At 50.8% G+C, this 16,164-nt stretch carries 15 protein-coding genes and 1 tRNA gene; 11 read left to right on the top strand and 5 right to left on the bottom strand.

The window, feature by feature from the left end; genetic code table 11:
• Positions 1-84: 84 nt before the first annotated feature.
• The 5 genes from gcvH to AC0KUT_RS18080 form a co-directional block, all read right to left on the bottom strand.
• A complete protein-coding gene (gcvH, locus tag AC0KUT_RS18100) occupies positions 85-477 on the bottom strand; it encodes a glycine cleavage system protein GcvH (RefSeq protein WP_488831794.1) in 393 nt (130 codons plus the stop codon).
• A gap of 74 nt (positions 478-551) precedes the next feature.
• Positions 552-1,640, bottom strand: a complete 1,089-nt coding sequence (gcvT, locus tag AC0KUT_RS18095) for a glycine cleavage system aminomethyltransferase GcvT (RefSeq protein WP_488831793.1) — start codon at positions 1,638-1,640, stop codon at positions 552-554.
• Positions 1,641-1,862: 222 nt separating this feature from the next.
• On the bottom strand, positions 1,863-2,942 hold the full coding sequence (locus AC0KUT_RS18090; protein ID WP_488831792.1) for an FHA domain-containing protein: 1,080 nt from the start codon (positions 2,940-2,942) through the stop codon (positions 1,863-1,865).
• Positions 2,939-4,375, bottom strand: coding sequence for a S1 family peptidase (locus AC0KUT_RS18085; RefSeq protein ID WP_488831791.1), 1,437 nt, complete (start codon positions 4,373-4,375; stop codon positions 2,939-2,941). The genes AC0KUT_RS18090 and AC0KUT_RS18085 overlap by 4 nt, the downstream gene beginning before the upstream one ends.
• A 188-nt stretch (positions 4,376-4,563) precedes the next feature.
• Entirely contained in the window at positions 4,564-5,364 is an 801-nt protein-coding gene (locus tag AC0KUT_RS18080; RefSeq protein ID WP_488831790.1) for a ComF family protein, read from the bottom strand.
• 223 nt (positions 5,365-5,587) lie between these two features.
• Here AC0KUT_RS18080 and bioB point away from each other — a divergent pair, with 223 nt between their 5' ends.
• From bioB to nusA, 11 genes are all read left to right on the top strand, one after another.
• Complete coding sequence (bioB, locus tag AC0KUT_RS18075) at positions 5,588-6,667, top strand: biotin synthase BioB (RefSeq protein ID WP_488831789.1); 1,080 nt, start codon at positions 5,588-5,590, stop codon at positions 6,665-6,667.
• A 208-nt stretch (positions 6,668-6,875) separates the two neighbouring features.
• Entirely contained in the window at positions 6,876-7,541 is a 666-nt protein-coding gene (locus AC0KUT_RS18070) for an outer membrane beta-barrel protein (protein WP_488831788.1), read from the top strand.
• 170 nt (positions 7,542-7,711) lie between these two features.
• Positions 7,712-8,947: an 8-amino-7-oxononanoate synthase gene (gene bioF / locus AC0KUT_RS18065; protein WP_488831787.1), complete on the top strand. Its 1,236-nt coding sequence runs from the start codon at positions 7,712-7,714 to the stop codon at positions 8,945-8,947.
• A 3-nt stretch (positions 8,948-8,950) separates the two neighbouring features.
• Entirely contained in the window at positions 8,951-10,561 is a 1,611-nt protein-coding gene (gene bioC, locus AC0KUT_RS18060; protein WP_488831786.1) for a malonyl-ACP O-methyltransferase BioC, read from the top strand.
• Positions 10,558-11,247: a dethiobiotin synthase gene (gene bioD, locus AC0KUT_RS18055; protein ID WP_488831785.1), complete on the top strand. Its 690-nt coding sequence runs from the start codon at positions 10,558-10,560 to the stop codon at positions 11,245-11,247. The genes bioC and bioD overlap by 4 nt, the downstream gene beginning before the upstream one ends.
• A 3-nt stretch (positions 11,248-11,250) precedes the next feature.
• Positions 11,251-11,964 carry a DUF2459 domain-containing protein gene (locus AC0KUT_RS18050; RefSeq protein WP_488831784.1) on the top strand — a complete coding sequence of 238 codons (714 nt, stop codon included), beginning with the start codon at positions 11,251-11,253 and terminating at the stop codon, positions 11,962-11,964.
• A gap of 170 nt (positions 11,965-12,134) precedes the next feature.
• Complete coding sequence (locus AC0KUT_RS18045; RefSeq protein WP_488831783.1) at positions 12,135-12,380, top strand: hypothetical protein; 246 nt, start codon at positions 12,135-12,137, stop codon at positions 12,378-12,380.
• Between the two features lie 22 nt (positions 12,381-12,402).
• Positions 12,403-13,368 (top strand): putative metalloprotease CJM1_0395 family protein, encoded by a 966-nt coding sequence (locus tag AC0KUT_RS18040; RefSeq protein ID WP_488831782.1) that lies wholly within the window; start codon positions 12,403-12,405, stop codon positions 13,366-13,368.
• Positions 13,369-13,635: 267 nt separating this feature from the next.
• Positions 13,636-13,712: transfer RNA gene (locus AC0KUT_RS18035), tRNA-Met, on the top strand.
• A 303-nt stretch (positions 13,713-14,015) separates the two neighbouring features.
• Positions 14,016-14,501: a ribosome maturation factor RimP gene (gene rimP / locus AC0KUT_RS18030; RefSeq protein ID WP_488831781.1), complete on the top strand. Its 486-nt coding sequence runs from the start codon at positions 14,016-14,018 to the stop codon at positions 14,499-14,501.
• A 131-nt stretch (positions 14,502-14,632) separates the two neighbouring features.
• The gene (gene nusA / locus AC0KUT_RS18025) at positions 14,633-16,114 is read left to right on the top strand and encodes a transcription termination factor NusA (protein WP_488831780.1); all 1,482 of its coding nucleotides are present in this window, start codon (positions 14,633-14,635) and stop codon (positions 16,112-16,114) included.
• Positions 16,115-16,164: the final 50 nt, after the last annotated feature.

Here is a 16,164-nt window from a genome sequence, read left to right as displayed (position 1 = left end):
AAGCTGACGCTTCAAATCATGCAGGCAATAAAAAACGCGGCTTTGTGCCGCGTTTTTTATGAATACATTTTCTAATGCTAGCGATTATTCGTCGCTTTCTAGCAGCTCGCGGTAATCTTCTGCTTCCATGGCTTCTTCGAGCTCGGAGAGGTCGTCAGGTTTAACGCGAAAGAACCAGCCGTCGTCATAGGGCGAGCTGTTAACGGTTTCGGGTGCATCTTGCAGCAGTTCGTTAACGGCGACAACTTCACCCGATACCAGTGAGTAGATGTCCGAAGCCGCTTTAACGGATTCAACCACACCGGCTTCTTCACCAACAGTAACGCGCGTGCCCACTTCTGGCGTCTCTACATAAACCACATCACCCAAGGCATCTTGTGCGTGATCGGTGATGCCTATGGTTACGGTGCCGTCTTCTTCAAGGCGCGCCCATTCATGGCTGCTGAGGTATTTCAATTCTTTGCGGATATCGCTCATGGTCCTATTTCCTATCAAAAGATGTAATAAATAATAAGGTGTAAAAAATATTGAAGCTGGCGGCGCGCTGAAAATTAAACCAGCGCTTTACCATGACGAACAAAATTAGGTGTAACGACGTCTACTGTGACTTGCTTGCCGCGCATTTCCACATCGCATTGGTTGCCGACAGTGACGGGGACGCGTGCCAAGGCAATAGAATAGCCCAAGGTAGGGGAAAAAGTCCCGCTGGTAATGATGCCTTTTTCAGTGGTGCCCGCGCTGCTTACCTGTTGTTCTGCACGCAGTACGCCACGCTCGCGTAAAACGAGGCCGATCAATTTGTGTGTGATGCCCTTGGCCTTTTCAGCTTCAATAACTACGCGGCCAATGAAATCCCGAGAGCTTGGTTCCCAAGCAATAGTCCAGCCCATATTGGCGACTAGCGGCGAAATATTATCATCCATTTCGTGTCCGTATAAATTCATGCCCGCTTCAAGACGCAATGTGTCGCGTGCGCCCAAACCACAGGGGGCAACGCCAGCGTCGGCCAAGGCACTCCAAAAAGCGCCAGCTGCGCTGTTGGGTAGCATGATTTCGAGACCATCTTCACCGGTGTAGCCGGTACGCGCTATAAACCAATCTGCGGCGGCTAAACCTTGGAATACTTTTAGTATGTCGATAATGTCGGCGCGAGCAGGGGTGACGACGCTTTTGGTTAGTTCTATGGCCTTGGGGCCTTGAATGGCAATCATTGCCAAATCGTCACGTTCTTTCAGTTCAACAGCGAAGTCTGCAGCGACCTTTGTCATCCAGGCCAAATCTTTTTCACGGGTGCCGCAGTTGACCACGGTCCGGTACCAGCCATCCATGTTGTAGACGATCAAGTCATCGATAACGCCGCCTGCAGGGTTCAGCATACCGCTGTATAGGGCTTTGCCGAGCATGGTGTCAATTTTGGCGACATCGTTGGCGAGCAAATATTGCAAATAAGCCTTGGCATCAGCGCCAGTTATATCGACCACGGTCATGTGGGATACATCAAACATGCCTGCTGATTGGCGCACTTTATGGTGCTCTTCAATTTGCGAGCCGTAATGCAGCGGCATATCCCAGCCGCCGAAATCCACGAGTTTGCCACCCATCTGTTGATGCGTTGCGTAGAGAGCGGTTTTATTACCCATGAGTTACCTATCTGGGAGGATGAGTGAGGCTTGCTAAGAGGGCGCTATTTTAGGTGGCCGAAGAGGGGGTGTCTATGTGCTTTTGTGATTGAACGGGGAATTGCGCATGTAGTGAGTAGCGAGGGGAAAAAGGTTGGCGTATATCCGGTCACTGTCAATTTAAGTTCAGGCCTGAGCTACGCATGATTAGCTCAGGCCTGTGTTACCGAAAATGTCTATTGCCTAGGGCAATATTTTATCCGCATCCGCATCCGCATCCGCAGAGCTGGTTTGTTGACTGGAAGTTGGAGTTGTTTGATCCTCGCTGTCTTTTAAGGCTTTAGTCTTCGCGTCTTTAATCGCATTTTTATCCGCAGTGTCTTTGCGACTTTGATCAACCTTGGCTTTGAGTTTCCCAAGTTCTGTGGTGAACTCGGTGAGGCTTTGGTCGCTGCTCAGGCGCAGTACGGGTGGGTAAATTACGCCCATATACAACTCGTCTGATAGATGGCTGCTGGCTTGATAATGTTTGGTCATGGTGATGGCGGAAATAAAGACTGCCAACACGGCAAGGTAAATCTTTAATCGCCCCGGCCGCTTGTTGCCGCTGGTGACCAGATGGAAATAAAGTATTACCGCGCAGAGGTAAATCACCGGATGATTGTTAAATTTGGCGAGGCTTTCCCAGCTCAAGGCGTAGGCAAGCATACTGCTGAGGTGATCCCACAGTTCAAGTACGGCAGCGCCGCAACTGATGATAAACAGGTGTCGCCCAAAGCGAGAGTGACCGGTAAAGAGCTTGCTGAAAATAGCCCAAATACCACTCCAGCCTATGGCGAGCCCCAGCAGGCTGATTAAGTCGAGTAGGTATTTGCTCAAATTACTTTCGTTGAGGTCGGCGAGCCAAGTGCTGAGCAGGCCTGTCACTATCAATAGAGCGCTACCTGCGAGCGCGGGCAGCCAGCCCTCCCAGTGATGATTGGTGGGGTCGATTACTTCGGGGGCGACTTCATAATCGTGACTGCGCACCCTTAAACTGGTGCGACCGAGGCGGTAGCTGTGCGCGCCGTCCACCACAAAAAAACCGGCGCGCTGATGATCGAGGCTGATGCCATTGAGGCTGTCGAGGTCGGTAATAATCAGCTCGTCCAACTGGTTTTGCTCCAGCTGAGCGTGATGTGCCGCCGTGTGAGGGTCGTCGAGAATGATGTCGTTATCGTAGGCGCGACCAATACGTGCCGGCAGGCGATCAATTTTCTGACGCGACTTTACATCGCCATCGGGCGTTACAATTTCAACGAAAATAGGCAGGCTTAGGCTCATGGTTGCACCTCCTGCGCAGCAGTATCGAGGGCAATATCTTGGGAAGCCTCATCGGTTTTTTTGGTCTTAGCCGGTACTTTGGGTTTCGAATCTGTGTCGCTTATTGTTAGATCGCGGTCCATATCCTGAATAAATTGACTGATCAACTTAATGCCATTGGCATAGGATACGCCCTGAATATTGAGCATGCTCTGTAAACTCATTTGACTGTCGTCGGTGCTGGCAGTGATCAAGGTGAAATCGTAGAGATCTTTAAATTTGTGATAGGCCTCGGCGCAGGCGAGGGCACGCAGGCGAATATTTTTGTTATGGATAAACTCTTCAGTGCATTCCGCTGGGGTGATAGTGTCGCTTTTCGCGGTGCTATATACCTGATTGTCGTACACGTTGGTGGCGAGCTGAGCGAATTGCATGGCGGTTAAGCGCTTGTTGCGCAAGTATTTGTGACGCATGGAGATGTGGCCAGTTTGTAAATCGCCAGACACAAAGATTTCCGACTCCATAGAGCAGTTGATATTGGCCACTGTGTAGGGTTTTTTGGGCGTGGCATTGGCATTGCCCCAGCAGCGCACCTGATCCGATTCACGCACGGGTACTCGGTAGGGTCCCAGTTCTTTAATGCTGAAAGGTTTCTCCAGCAGCGTATCGACCATCACCGCTTGGTGTTCCAGTAACTGCTTACCAATAATCGGTTTGAAATCTTTTGGTGGCGACATACTGTTGGTCACCCGCGCGAGCAGTTCTTGCACAAAGCGGACGGGCACCAAAAAGCTCACCAGCTCGCCATCGCGACGATGGGCGACATTCACCCCCGCCACTTGGCCGTCGACGGTGATATTCGGGCCACCACTCATGCCGGGGTTTACCGGGCCGGTAAACATCAGCTGATCGGAGAAGCCGCGGCTGCTCAAGCCGTTATAAGTCCCTTCGGAAATGGTAAAGCCCAAATCGAGCGGGTTGCCTAAAGAGTAAAGGTGTTCACCTTGGCTTAGGCTTACTAATTTACCGTCACTGGCGGCGGGCACCTTAAAGAACCCTGTTCCGTGGGGTTTTACCCGCACTACCGCGAGGTCGTGGCGCACATCAACGGCCAATAATTCAAGGGAGCCGCTATTGCCTTGGGTGTCTTTGTACTCGCCGTAATAGGTTTCTGGCTCGAGGGCAATTTGCGATACCACATGAAAGTTGGTAACCACTAAATTACTGGTGCCGATTAAAAAGCCCGAGCCAACCGATGACTGGCTGTTGCCATTTTTAAGCAGCACTCGCAGTTGCAGTAAATCTCCCGCGGCGGCGGCATACAGTTGTTGTGCGGCGGTCGAGGGTGGCGGTAAGGGTTCATTGCTGTCAGCGTTTTTGGCAGCTTGTTGCGCGAAGTTGGCCATGCTAAGGCCTGTCAATAAGGCGGCGAGCGCCAAGGGTGCAAATTTCATAAGAGCCTATGTTGTGTGTCGATGATATACGTCTATGTTGTGTATGCGAACCTAACGATTGCGATGGATCTTAGCGGTTATTTGCGCTGGACTGTAACAAGATTTGTCAGTTCAGTCTTGTTGCTTGCCAGATTCACGTTGTGCGCAACCTTGTTCATTCTTTAAATATATGAAATTTACCGCATCAATTAATGCTCTGGCGTGCGCGCGAGCGCCCAAATATCCACCCGTTGGGCGCCTTGCTTACGCAAAAGTTCACTTAAGCAGCGCGCCGTAGCGGTGGTAGTCACAACATCGTCCACAAGGGCAATGTGCGCACCTTGAATTCGGGCCTTGGCGGAAGGTTTCATCCTAAAGGCGCGGCGTAAATTCTGCAGGCGTTCTCTACGTTTAAGCCCTTGCTGGGAGTGGGTAGGCAGTGGGCTCTGACAGGCATTGAGGACCTCCAAGTTAAAGGAGTTGCCCAGATGGTGTGCGAGGAGTTCAGTTTGATTGAACCCGCGCTGCCAGCGTCTGCGCCAGTGAATCGGTACAGGAATGACTAAATCCGGCATTTGATCGGGTGCTAGGTGCGCTAAATGTTCGGCCATCAGTGTCGCCAATAATTTGCCGTTGCTGAGTTGGTGTTGATATTTAAAACGATGAATCAACGCATCGAGCGGATGGGCATAATAAAAAGGAATTTGGCTGTGACTAAACGCGGGTGGCTGCTCAAGACATTGGCCGCATAGAGGTGCGGCGCTTAGCAGTGGTAGTGAGCAGCACTGGCACAGGTGAGGATGCTGGTCGAGGCGCGGCAAGCTGGTATAACAGGGGTGGCAGATAAGCGGGCTGAGCGGTGCGGCTGATTTGATCGCACCACATAATAAGCAAGGGCTAGGTAACAACAGTTCCAAGAGCTGGCCGCTTCGGCAACCGAGTTGATGCCTAAGTTGCGGGCCAAGTCGGTGGAGTTGCGCGCACTGTTGCGGTAATAGTCGTAGCAGCATAGTCAGAATCCTTCTGGGCTGGGTGATGATGGGGGTCAGCAAGTAGCTTAGCAGCCTGTCGGTTGCAAGGGCGAGCTTTAGATATGTTAGATGATTGACTTGGTTCGCGCGCAATCAAGGCATGGGAGATTAGTAAACCTTGCAACTCTTTTTAGGTTGACAGCTATATTGGCTCCGCTAAGATAGGCTCATCTTAATTCATGCCTCTCTTTCGGACTATCCCATGAACGCCAGCGCCCAGCCTCAAGGTTTATCGACCCAGCCACTTACTCGCCACGATTGGAGTCGCGCTGAAATTACCGCGCTTCTCGCCTTGCCCTTTAGCGATTTAATGTTTCAAGCACAAAGTGTACATCGCGCGCACTTCAACCCAAACGAAGTGCAAGTGAGCACCCTCTGCTCCATCAAAACTGGTGCCTGCCCAGAAGACTGCGCCTACTGCCCGCAATCGGCGCGTTATGACACCGGCCTTGAGCGCGAAAAGCTAATGGCAGTGGAAAAAGTCATCGAAGAGGCAAAGGCAGCTAAAGCCAGCGGCGCAACCCGCTTTTGCATGGGCGCCGCTTGGCGCTCGCCCAAAAACCGCGATATGGCCTATGTTACGACTATGGTGCAGGGCGTTAAATCCCTCGGCCTGGAAACCTGCATGACCTTGGGTATGCTCGATGTAGATCAAGCCAAAACTCTCGCTGACGCGGGCTTGGATTACTACAACCACAACCTTGATACTTCGCCAGAATTCTACGGTGAAATTATAACCACGCGCACCTATCAAGACCGTTTGGATACGCTCGCCAATGTGCGCAGCGCAGGCATGAAAGTATGCTGCGGCGGCATTGTAGGTATGGGTGAAGCGGAAAACGATCGCGCCGGTTTGTTACAGCAGCTCGCCAATATGCCTGAGCATCCCGAATCTGTACCTATCAATATGCTGGTAAAAGTGGAGGGTACACCGCTGGCAAGCGAAGCGGATCTAGACCCCTTCGACTTCATTCGCACTATCGCGGTTGCTCGTATTGTCATGCCACAGTCTCATGTGCGCCTTTCTGCTGGGCGCGAGCAAATGAACGAACAAACCCAGGCTATGGCGTTTCTTGCCGGTGCCAATTCTATTTTCTACGGCGAAAAACTGCTCACCACGCCCAACCCTGAAGCCAATAAAGACATGCAATTATTCAAAAAGCTCGGCATCAAACCTGAGTCTTATGAGGTGCATGAAGATGAAACTGAACAGCAAGCCGCTATTGTTAATCAATTGCAAGAAGCAAAGTTGGATGAGTTTTTTTACAACGCGGCCAAATAAGTCGCCCCGTTAGTGCTGAGCACCTGAAAGAACAATGTGCTCAGCGCTCGAAAAAGGATTCTGTATTCGTATTGCCGTCGAGTCGCTTTTCAGCGAGTAGCGCTTAGAGCCGTCGTTCAGATGAGATTCACTCAAACGCAATTAAGCTCGCGTGGTTTGGCGCTGGTTCAAGTGCTCTAGGTCGCGGATACACATTAAGGAAATCGTGATGAGATTAATTATGGCGGGTTTGCTGCTTGTGAGCAGTTCAGTGGCGGTGCAGGCAGAAAATTATGGCGGTTTCGGTATGGGTTATTCCGAAGCGTGCCGAACTAAGTACCAAGCCAGCTTTTTCGGTGGTGATTGTATTCAGCCCAATGTTGCACTGCACGGATTGATTGGGCATGAGCTGTCAGATTATTTCGCCGTTGAAGCGAGCTTTGACACGTCTTTCAGTGCTGGGCATATAGTAGATGCGGCATTGGAGGGATTACTGTCTGATGGTCAAGATGATGCGTTTAACACCGACAACACCTACCGAAAAACCACAACGAATCGCTGGACTGTAACCACGCTGGGCGTGAGTGCTTTTCTGCAGTTGCCTGTAGGCGATCAAGTGAGTTTTTTTGCAGGCCCCAGTGTGGGTGGCTCCTTTACCAACTTTGACTATGATGTGGATTATTTTGGCGATCCCAACAGTGATAGTGACTATGGTTCTGAATCGGAGTTCGGTTTAAATTACGGTGGCGCTGTCGGGGTAAATATTCGTACAGGTCGGGAGTCTGGGGTGCGCTTACAGTGGCAAAATTGGCGCTCGCTGGATGCCAATACGCCCACCAATGGTGAATTTAACAGCAATACCTTCACTGTTAATTTCATGAGTTATTTCGATTAACCTTTTTGTGCCGCCTGTTTTTTTGTTAGTAGATTTTGAGTCGAACGTTCGTTGTTCGAACTCAAAAGCGCGTTGATAAAGTGGCCAATCCTCGATTGGTCGGGTGAGCTTAAGGGTTGTTAACAGCAGCTTAAATTTGGAATAGCCGCCGCGCTATTAATGACCCTAACGTGAACCTTAAAAACACGCCTCTCTCTTCTCTCGATCAGGCGCTCGCCCCAGCCCTTGCGCAGCGCCATACGGAAAACCGCTATCGCACGCGGCGTATACTGCAATCCCCCCAAACTGCGCAACTTGTCGTCGATGGAAAAACCTACACGGCATTTTGCAGCAATGACTATTTAGGCCTCGCCAATCACCCCGATGTTATTGCCGCGCTGCAAACAGCAGCGCAGCGCTTTGGTGTGGGCAGTGGCGCCTCGCATTTGGTGGCGGGTCATTCAAGTGAGCATCACGCATTAGAGGAAGAGCTGGCGACATTTACGGGCCGCGCGCGCGCCTTGTTATTTTCCACCGGTTATATGGCGAACTTGGGTGCTGTCACGGCCTTAGTTGGCAAGGGCGATGCCATTTTTGAAGACCGTTTAAATCACGCCTCTCTGTTAGATGCGGGCTTATTAAGCGGCGCACGCTTTCAGCGTTTTTTACACAATGATGTAGCAAATTTAGCGGCGCGGTTAACCAAAACTCAAGCGGCGCGCAAGCTTATTGTGGTCGACGGTGTTTTCAGTATGGATGGCGACTGCGCGCCACTTGCGGAATTGGCTCGGTTGGCGCACGCGCATAATGCGTGGTTGATGGTGGATGATGCCCACGGTTTTGGCTGCTTGGGTGCCCATGGCGGTGGCAGTGCTGAGCAGTTTGGCTTAAATCAAGATGAACTGCCGATATTAATGGGCACACTCGGTAAAGCCTTCGGCACCTTTGGTGCTTTTATCGCGGGCAGTGAGGTGCTCATTGAAACCCTAATACAATTCGCGCGCCCTTATATTTACACCACGGCTATGCCGCCAGCCGTCGCCGCGGCGACGCGTGTGAGTTTGCGATTATTACAAACGGAGCACTGGCGGCGCGAACACCTGCAGCAATTAATCGCGTATTTTCGCGCGGGCGCAGCGCGCTTGGGATTGCAGTTGATGGATTCTTTTTCGCCGATTCAGCCCATCATTATTGGTTCGGAAACCCAAACGCTTGCGATATCAGATGCGCTGGCGGCGCGCGGCTTTTTGATTATTGCGATTCGCCCGCCCACGGTTGCGGTCGGCAGTTCGCGTTTGCGCGTCACCCTCACCGCAGAGCACAGCATGGTTCAAGTGGATGATCTGCTCAGCGCGCTCGCTGATATTTTGCAGCAAATGCCATTGCTGCCTATATCACCTTCAACTATGTCGGCGCAGGAAGAGTAGTTCATGTTGGCTGTGCGTCATTATCCTTGTTTGTCTGAATCGTCATTATCGGCTGTGCCCTTGGTGCTCTTGCATGGCTGGGGGCGAGACTCGTCAAGCTGGTTGCCGATTCTCACTGAGCTGCAAAAGATTGCGCCAGTCGTCACAATAGATTTGCCGGGTTTTGGTAGCAGTATCGCGCCAGAAAACTATGACCTTGAAAATATTTTAAATACCATTGTCGCGCAGCTGCCTGACAAAAGTATTTTGCTGGGTTGGTCCTTAGGAGGCATGTTGGCCGTGCAATTGGCCGCGCGTTTCCCCCACAGGGTTCTTGGTGTGGTAACGCTGGCGGCCAATGCAAAATTTGTCGCCAGCCGCGATTATGCCGCCGCCATGCCCGCGAGTACGAATCGTCAGTTTTTGCGCAACTTTGCTGCCGAGCCTGAGTCGACCTTAAAAATCTTTGGCAGCCTCATCATGCAAACCGACCCGCAAGAGCGTCAGCGATTAAAACAGTGGCGCGCATTGCCCAGTGTTCTAGTGAATCCATCGTGGCTGGCTGCGCTTGAACTGCTGGCGTGCTTAGATAATCGCAGCGCTTTTGCGCAGCTGACGCAACCTGGGCTGCATCTTTTGGCGGAGCAGGACGCGCTAGTGCCTGCGGTCGCGGCGGAACAATTACGTGAATTAAATCCGCAGCAGCAGGTAAAACTGCTTCCTCAATGTTCCCATGCGCTGCATTGGAGCCAGCCGGATGTTGTGATGCAGGAGTTAAAGGCATTTTTGTTGAGCATCGCTGACGCGGGCGCAGTGCCGGCCGCGACCATCGACAAACAAAAAATTGCACAATCTTTTAGTCGCGCTGCCAAAAGTTATGACGAGGTCGCAGGCCTGCAGCGCGCCATAGGTGAAAAACTTATGTTGCAATTGCCTGCTGAGTTACAGGCTGGGGCCTGTGTTTTGGATCTCGGCTCTGGCACGGGTTTTTTTACTCGCCATTTGGCGCAGCGTTTTGCGCAGCAACATATTGTTGGAATGGATATAGCCCAAGGTATGCTTCAGTATGCGGCGCAGTTGACGGATGCGGTGAGTTCGAACAAAGAAAATATTCAGTGGCTGTGTGGCGATGCAGAAAATTTACCGCTTGCGGATAACAGCCTTGATTTGATCTATTCGAGCTTGGCGATTCAGTGGTGTCATCAGTTGCCGCAGTTGATGCGTGAATTACAGCGGGCGTTAAAACCGGGGGGGCGCTTATTGTTGGCGACACTTGGCCCGCGTACGCTTCACGAATTAAAAACGGCGTGGCAGCAAGTAGATCAGTATGTTCATGTGAACCGTTTTCAACCGGTAGCCTCATTGGCTGATGCTGCAAGGGTAGCGGGCTTGGTTCAGTGCGAACTTGAGCAAGAGATGCGTGTGCTGCACTTTGAGCGCCTGCAAGATTTAACCCGTGAATTGAAGGCTTTGGGCGCACACAATATGAATTCGGGTAAGCCCGCGGGGCTTACTGGGCGTGCGCGTATTGAGGCGTTCAAAAATGCCTATGAGCATGCGCGCAACCAGCAGGGTTTGCCTGCCACCTACGAGGTGATTTATTTCGCCGCTACTAAAGCTAGAGAGTTTCTATGAGAAAACATGCATTTTTTATCGCGGGCACCGACACGGATGTGGGTAAAACGCTCGTCGCGGCGGGGTTGTTGGTGGCGGCGAAAGCGCGCGGCTTAACCACCTCAGCCTTGAAGCCTGTGGCTGCAGGTTGTGACGCAACTGAATTGGGTTTGCGCAATGCTGACGCGCTGCTTTTGCAGTCGGTCATAACGGAACAGCTCAGTTACGAGCAAGTTAATCCCATTGCTTTGGCGGCGGCCATAGCGCCACACATTGCGGCGTTGCAAGAAAAGCGCAGTTTGTCGGTCAGTCGCCTGGTGGGTTTATGTCGTGGGGTGTTGCACAGCGCGCAATTTACCTTGGTTGAGGGCGCGGGTGGTTGGCGGGTTCCGCTTAACCCGCGCGAAACCCTCGCCGATATAGTGCGCGAATTAAATTTACCGGTGATTTTGGTGGTGGGTGTGCGCTTGGGCTGTATTAATCATGCGCTTCTAACCATAGAAGCCATTCAGCGCGATGGTCTGCAGGTTGCGGGCTGGGTAGCTAATTGCATTGCGCCGGATATGCCTGCGCAGCAAGAAAATATACAGGCACTGCAAGAGCGAATCGCCGCGCCTTGTTTGGGGGTAGTGCCCTGGCTAAATGATGCATCACCCGCATCAGCTGCGACTTATTTACAGCTTGATAGCTTGGCCTTAGAGGCTTAAAAAATGTGTAAAGCGATGATGCGCAGTCGGCGCTGGGTAGCATTGATCTGGATGAGCTGCTGGGCGCTCTGTGCGGGTTGTAGTTTTGCGCCTGCAAAAAAAGAAATCCCGTTGCTGGAGCTCGAACATCAAATTCTATTTGTCTATCGCGATTGGCATACCAGCATAGTGCTAAATACTGATACCTATTTGCGCTATAGCAAGCTCGCGCCTCAAAGCCCCTTGCTGCAAGCGACATTGAGTGGGCAGCGTTATATTCGCGTGGGGTGGGGCGATGGCACCTATTTTACCGGCAAAAGTAAAACCTTGGGTGCTGCAACCAAGGCATTGTTCGCCTCCGAGTATTCTGCGTTGCAATTGATTGGCTACAAGACGAGCCCTTACTTGTCCATTCCAAAAGAGACCATAGCGCCGCTGATGATCACCGAGGCGGCCATGGGCGCTTTAGTGGCGTATATAGACCAATCTTTTTTAGTGAATGAGCAGGATGAACTTATTCTTTTGCCTGCCTATGTGACGGATGCAGGGCAGTTTTTCAAAGCTACGCAAAGCTATGGTTTGTTCAGTAATTGCAATACCTGGAGTGGGCGCGCGCTGCAGGCAGCGGGAATTCCTATTCACAGTCGCTTGCATCTCACTGCCCAGAGCGTTTTTGAGCAGGTTCAAAAAGTTTCTCAGCGGCAGGTTGCGGCAGATGTGCGCTTTACTGCCGAGTAAGGGCAGTTATATTCAGAGTTTTCTTAAGCCAAACTGATCTTAAAAGCGGCAAGCTTGGTGGCAATGTCGCCTGTTTTTTGTGCGTTTTCGGGCGTAAACTGTTAAGAACGCTAGGAGGAGTGTTTTAAATACGCTTTTCTAGTGAATGGTTTGAATCTCAAGAGGGCGCGATGATGGATATAGGTTCTGTAGTAACTCAAGGTTTGATTGGCATACAAAATAGTCAATCATCCATTCAGCAGTCTGCCCAGCAGATTGCACAGGCAAGCAGCGCTAAACCGACTGATAGTAAATCTACTGATTTGGCGGAGCCTTTAATTAACATCAAGGCGCAATCGCAGGTGTTTGATAGTTCTGCAAAAGTGATTAAGGCAGCCAATGAGTCCATAGGGACTTTGTTGGATATCAAAGCTTAAGGTTGCGTCGGAGGAGGCAGCGATGATTAGCAGTATTCCCGGTAGCAGCGTAAATACCTTGGCGCCCTATGCGCCTATGGGGCGTGCGCCTGTGAGTCAGGAAAACAGCGATTTAAAGTCTTCTAGTTTCAAGCCTACCGAGCAGCTTGCGGAAGCGGCGCGCGGCCAAAATAAACGTCCTCCTGAAGATGCCCCCAATCAAGATGCAGAGCAAGATCGTGTCGGTCGCGGTGGCGCACAGTCGGCGGGTGAAGCGGCCGCAGGTGCTGGTAAAGGTGAGGCGGCTAATAAAGCCAGTGAGTCTGTTGAAGAGAAAGAGCGTCAGCAGGTTGAGCGCGATCAAATTCAAGCTTTGGCCGCGCGCGACCGCGAAGTGCGTGCCCATGAGCAGGCGCATGCGGCTATTGCGGGTCAGCATGGTGGTAGTCCGTCTTATACTTATCAGCGCGGCCCTGATGGCGTAAGTTATGCGATAGGGGGGGAGGTCTCTATCGATACCAGTCCTATTCCCGGCGACCCCGAGGCAACACTGCGAAAAGCGCAACAAATTCAGCGGGCAGCCAATGCACCTGCAGACCCTTCGGGGCAGGATCGCATGGTGGCAGCGCAAGCGGTGCAGTTGGAGCAAGAGGCGCGTATCGAGCTGCAGCAACAGCGTGCAATCGAATCGGGTCAGCGCCAAGATGTGGCCCAAAAAGAAGAGGGTTCTGAGCAGTTAGAGGCTGGCGCTAGCGCGGGATCGGATGTAGATACTGTGGAGCAGCAGCAAGAGCGAGAGGCAGAGGCCGTTAAGCAAGAGGCTGAAGCTTCTCGTCGCGAGGAGGCGCGCTTTGCGGATGAGCAGCTGCAGTTGGATCAGCGGCGTGCACGGGCGGAGTTATTTGGAAGCCTGGGCCAAAAAAATATTGATTTGAATCGTCGTTTAATAGAAATAGGGGTTATTCAGTCTCCTTCCAGTCTAGGTAGTTTGCTTAATCAAAAGGCCTAATGTTTTTTTAGATGGCAATGCTGAGCTTGGTGCTGTTGAGTGTTCCATGGAACATGGAATTAGGTTTTTGAATCATCAAATTGACATATGCCAAGCCTAATATCCTCCATTGTACGGGTTTCTTGCTACTAATTTGACCGGCTTGGGTGTTGGTTGATCGATGTGCCAGCTAATTGCGACTTATTCGTTATTTCCCTTGACCGACTCTGTATCTGTCCCTATAATTCGCGGCCTCGGTTAAGCGCTTGCGCAAATCTGAGTTACAGTCGCGGGGTGGAGCAGTTTGGTAGCTCGTCGGGCTCATAACCCGAAGGTCGTAGGTTCAAATCCTGCCCCCGCAACCAAATTTCGATTTAGGGTAGTATTAGTCACCTTAAGTCAGGTTGAGATGACTGGGTTTTCAGCATATCGCCATGTAGATTATATTTAACCTGCAGCTTCAAGAGGCAGGTTGAATGCGAGAAGCCCCTTTATGGGGCTTTTTTGTATTTGTTTTCCGAGACTGTAGCAGCCTGAGCGGTGCTGTGGTCTCAACCACAGTGGCCTGTGGCGATTTATGTTGTATTGTTGCGAATGGGCCTAGTGCCCATTTTTGTTTTTTGGGCTTTAGCATTATCTGCGCATCTGCAGTTAACAGGTTTTTTTGAATGGCATCTAAGCAAGAACTTTTAGAGCAAATGATTGCTCCCATAGCCGCTTCGCTCAATTGCGAACTTTGGGGCTTGGAATATTTAACTCAGGGTCGCTACACCACCCTGCGCATATTTATTGATGCTGAAAATGGTGTGTCGCTAGAAGACTGCGAAAAAGTAAGTCGTCAAGTGAGCAGCGTGATGGATGTGGAGGACCCTATCGATGGCGAATATACGCTCGAGGTGTCGTCTCCCGGTCTGGATCGTCCGCTGTATACCGAAGCACATTATGCGCGCTATTTGGGTGAAACTATTAATGCGCGTCTGCGCGTTGCGCGCGATGGTCGTCGTCGCTTTAAAGGTGTTATTAATAAAGTGGAAGATGGCAATCTGTTTGTGCAGGTTGACAATCAAGAGTGGCAGTTGCCTATAAGTGCTATCGACAAGGCCAATATAGTGCCGCGCTTTGAAGAGTTGTTGCGTGGCATCGACGATAAATAAATTTTAAAACAGTGATTTTTATCTTGATCGAAGCTCGATGTAGCGGCTGTATCCAAGATCGAAATTTTTTAGTCCTGGTTATCTAGTGAGTTTTAACTGCGCTAGCTTGAGGAGTTAACAGAGGCAAACAAATGAACAAAGAAATTTTGCTCGTCGCTGATGCGGTATCGAATGAAAAAGGCGTGGATAAGGAGCTGATCTTCCAAGCGATAGAAACTGCTTTGGCAACAGCCACGAAAAAACGCTTCGAAGAAGACTCATACATTGATGTGCATATCAATCGCACTACCGGAGACTATGAAACTTTCCGTAGTTGGGATGTGGTTGCCGATGATGTCATGGCAGAGTTGGGTACCCAGCTTTATGTTGAAGAAGTTCGCGAAAAAAATGCTGATGTTAATGTTGGTGAAACTTTTCGTGAAAAAATTGAAAATGCCGAATTTGGTCGTATTGCAGCGCAAACGGCTAAGCAAGTCATTGTACAAAAAGTGCGTGAAGCTGAGCGCGCGCAAATGGTTGATGAGTATCGCGACCGTATGGGCGAGTTGATTAGCGGCACTGTTAAAAAAGTAACGCGCGATAGCATTATCGTCGACTTAGGTAACAACGCGGAAGGCATTTTGCCGCGCGATCAATTGATTGGTCGCGAGATTTTCCGTATGGGTGATCGTATTCGTGCGCTCTTGTTGGATGTGCGTACTGAAGTGCGCGGGCCGCAATTGTTTTTGAGCCGCTCTTGCCCAGAGATGTTGATTGAACTCTTTAAAATTGAAGTGCCTGAAATTTCTGAAGAAGTTATTGAGATTAAAGGCGCTGCGCGCGATCCAGGTTTGCGGGCGAAAATTGCGGTAAAAACCAACGATGGTCGTATTGATCCGGTGGGTGCTTGTGTAGGTATGCGCGGTTCGCGCGTACAAGCCGTCTCTAATGAATTGGGCGGCGAGCGCGTTGATATTGTGCTTTGGGATGATAACCCTGCTCAGTTCGTGATGAACGCTATGTCACCCGCAGAGATCGAGTCAATCGTTGTTGATGAAGATGCTAACTCTATGGACTTAGCTGTTAATGAAGATAATCTTGCGATGGCAATTGGTCGCGGCGGTCAGAATGTGCGTCTTGCGGGCGACTTGACTGGCTGGAGTATCAACGTCATGAGCGTTGCTGATTGGCAGTCAAAGCAAGAGGCTGAATCTGGCAGCTTTATCAATATGTTCATGAATGCATTAGATGTTGATGAAGATGTTGCGGCAGTTTTAGTTGAAGAAGGTTTTACTACGCTGGAAGAAGTTGCCTATGTTCCGCTCGAGGAAATGCTCAACATTGATGGCTTCGATGAAGATATAGCTGAAGAGTTGCGCGCGCGCGCGAAAGATGCGCTCTTAACGCAAGCCTTGGCTTCAGAAGAGCGTATTGAAGGTGTGGCACCAGCAGAGGATTTGCTGGCAATGGAAGGTATGGATTCAGCCTTGGCAATTCTACTGGCGGGCCGCGGCATAGTGACAATGGAAGATTTAGCCGAGCAGTCAATTGATGAATTGCTTGGTATCGATGGTGTTGATGCGACTCGTGCTGCAGCACTCATTATGAAAGCGCGTGAGCCCTGGTTTGCCTAACAGCTCTGATTAGCGGCCTAGTAGGCAAAGAACAATTCCTGAGGAAAAAC

The organism is Cellvibrio sp. 25HG11W-0, from assembly GCF_057815475.1.
The sequence above is the reverse complement of the archived record's forward strand: the minus strand, read 5'-3'. Positions and strand labels throughout refer to the sequence as shown.

Bases quoted from the DNA above. Each gene is read 5' to 3' on its own strand.
- AC0KUT_RS18090 (WP_488831792.1), bottom strand. From the start codon at position 2,942: ATGAGCCTAAGCCTGCCTATTTTCGTTGAAATTGTAACGCCCGATGGC.
- AC0KUT_RS18070 (WP_488831788.1), top strand. From the start codon at position 6,876: ATGAGATTAATTATGGCGGGTTTGCTGCTTGTGAGCAGTTCAGTGGCG.
- bioB (WP_488831789.1), top strand. From the start codon at position 5,588: ATGAACGCCAGCGCCCAGCCTCAAGGTTTATCGACCCAGCCACTTACT.
- AC0KUT_RS18085 (WP_488831791.1), bottom strand. From the start codon at position 4,375: ATGAAATTTGCACCCTTGGCGCTCGCCGCCTTATTGACAGGCCTTAGC.
- rimP (WP_488831781.1), top strand. From the start codon at position 14,016: ATGGCATCTAAGCAAGAACTTTTAGAGCAAATGATTGCTCCCATAGCC.
- nusA (WP_488831780.1), top strand. From the start codon at position 14,633: ATGAACAAAGAAATTTTGCTCGTCGCTGATGCGGTATCGAATGAAAAA.
- AC0KUT_RS18040 (WP_488831782.1), top strand. From the start codon at position 12,403: ATGATTAGCAGTATTCCCGGTAGCAGCGTAAATACCTTGGCGCCCTAT.
- bioD (WP_488831785.1), top strand. From the start codon at position 10,558: ATGAGAAAACATGCATTTTTTATCGCGGGCACCGACACGGATGTGGGT.
- gcvH (WP_488831794.1), bottom strand. From the start codon at position 477: ATGAGCGATATCCGCAAAGAATTGAAATACCTCAGCAGCCATGAATGG.
- AC0KUT_RS18080 (WP_488831790.1), bottom strand. From the start codon at position 5,364: ATGCTGCTACGACTATTACCGCAACAGTGCGCGCAACTCCACCGACTT.
- bioC (WP_488831786.1), top strand. From the start codon at position 8,951: ATGTTGGCTGTGCGTCATTATCCTTGTTTGTCTGAATCGTCATTATCG.
- AC0KUT_RS18050 (WP_488831784.1), top strand. From the start codon at position 11,251: ATGTGTAAAGCGATGATGCGCAGTCGGCGCTGGGTAGCATTGATCTGG.
- AC0KUT_RS18045 (WP_488831783.1), top strand. From the start codon at position 12,135: ATGATGGATATAGGTTCTGTAGTAACTCAAGGTTTGATTGGCATACAA.
- gcvT (WP_488831793.1), bottom strand. From the start codon at position 1,640: ATGGGTAATAAAACCGCTCTCTACGCAACGCATCAACAGATGGGTGGC.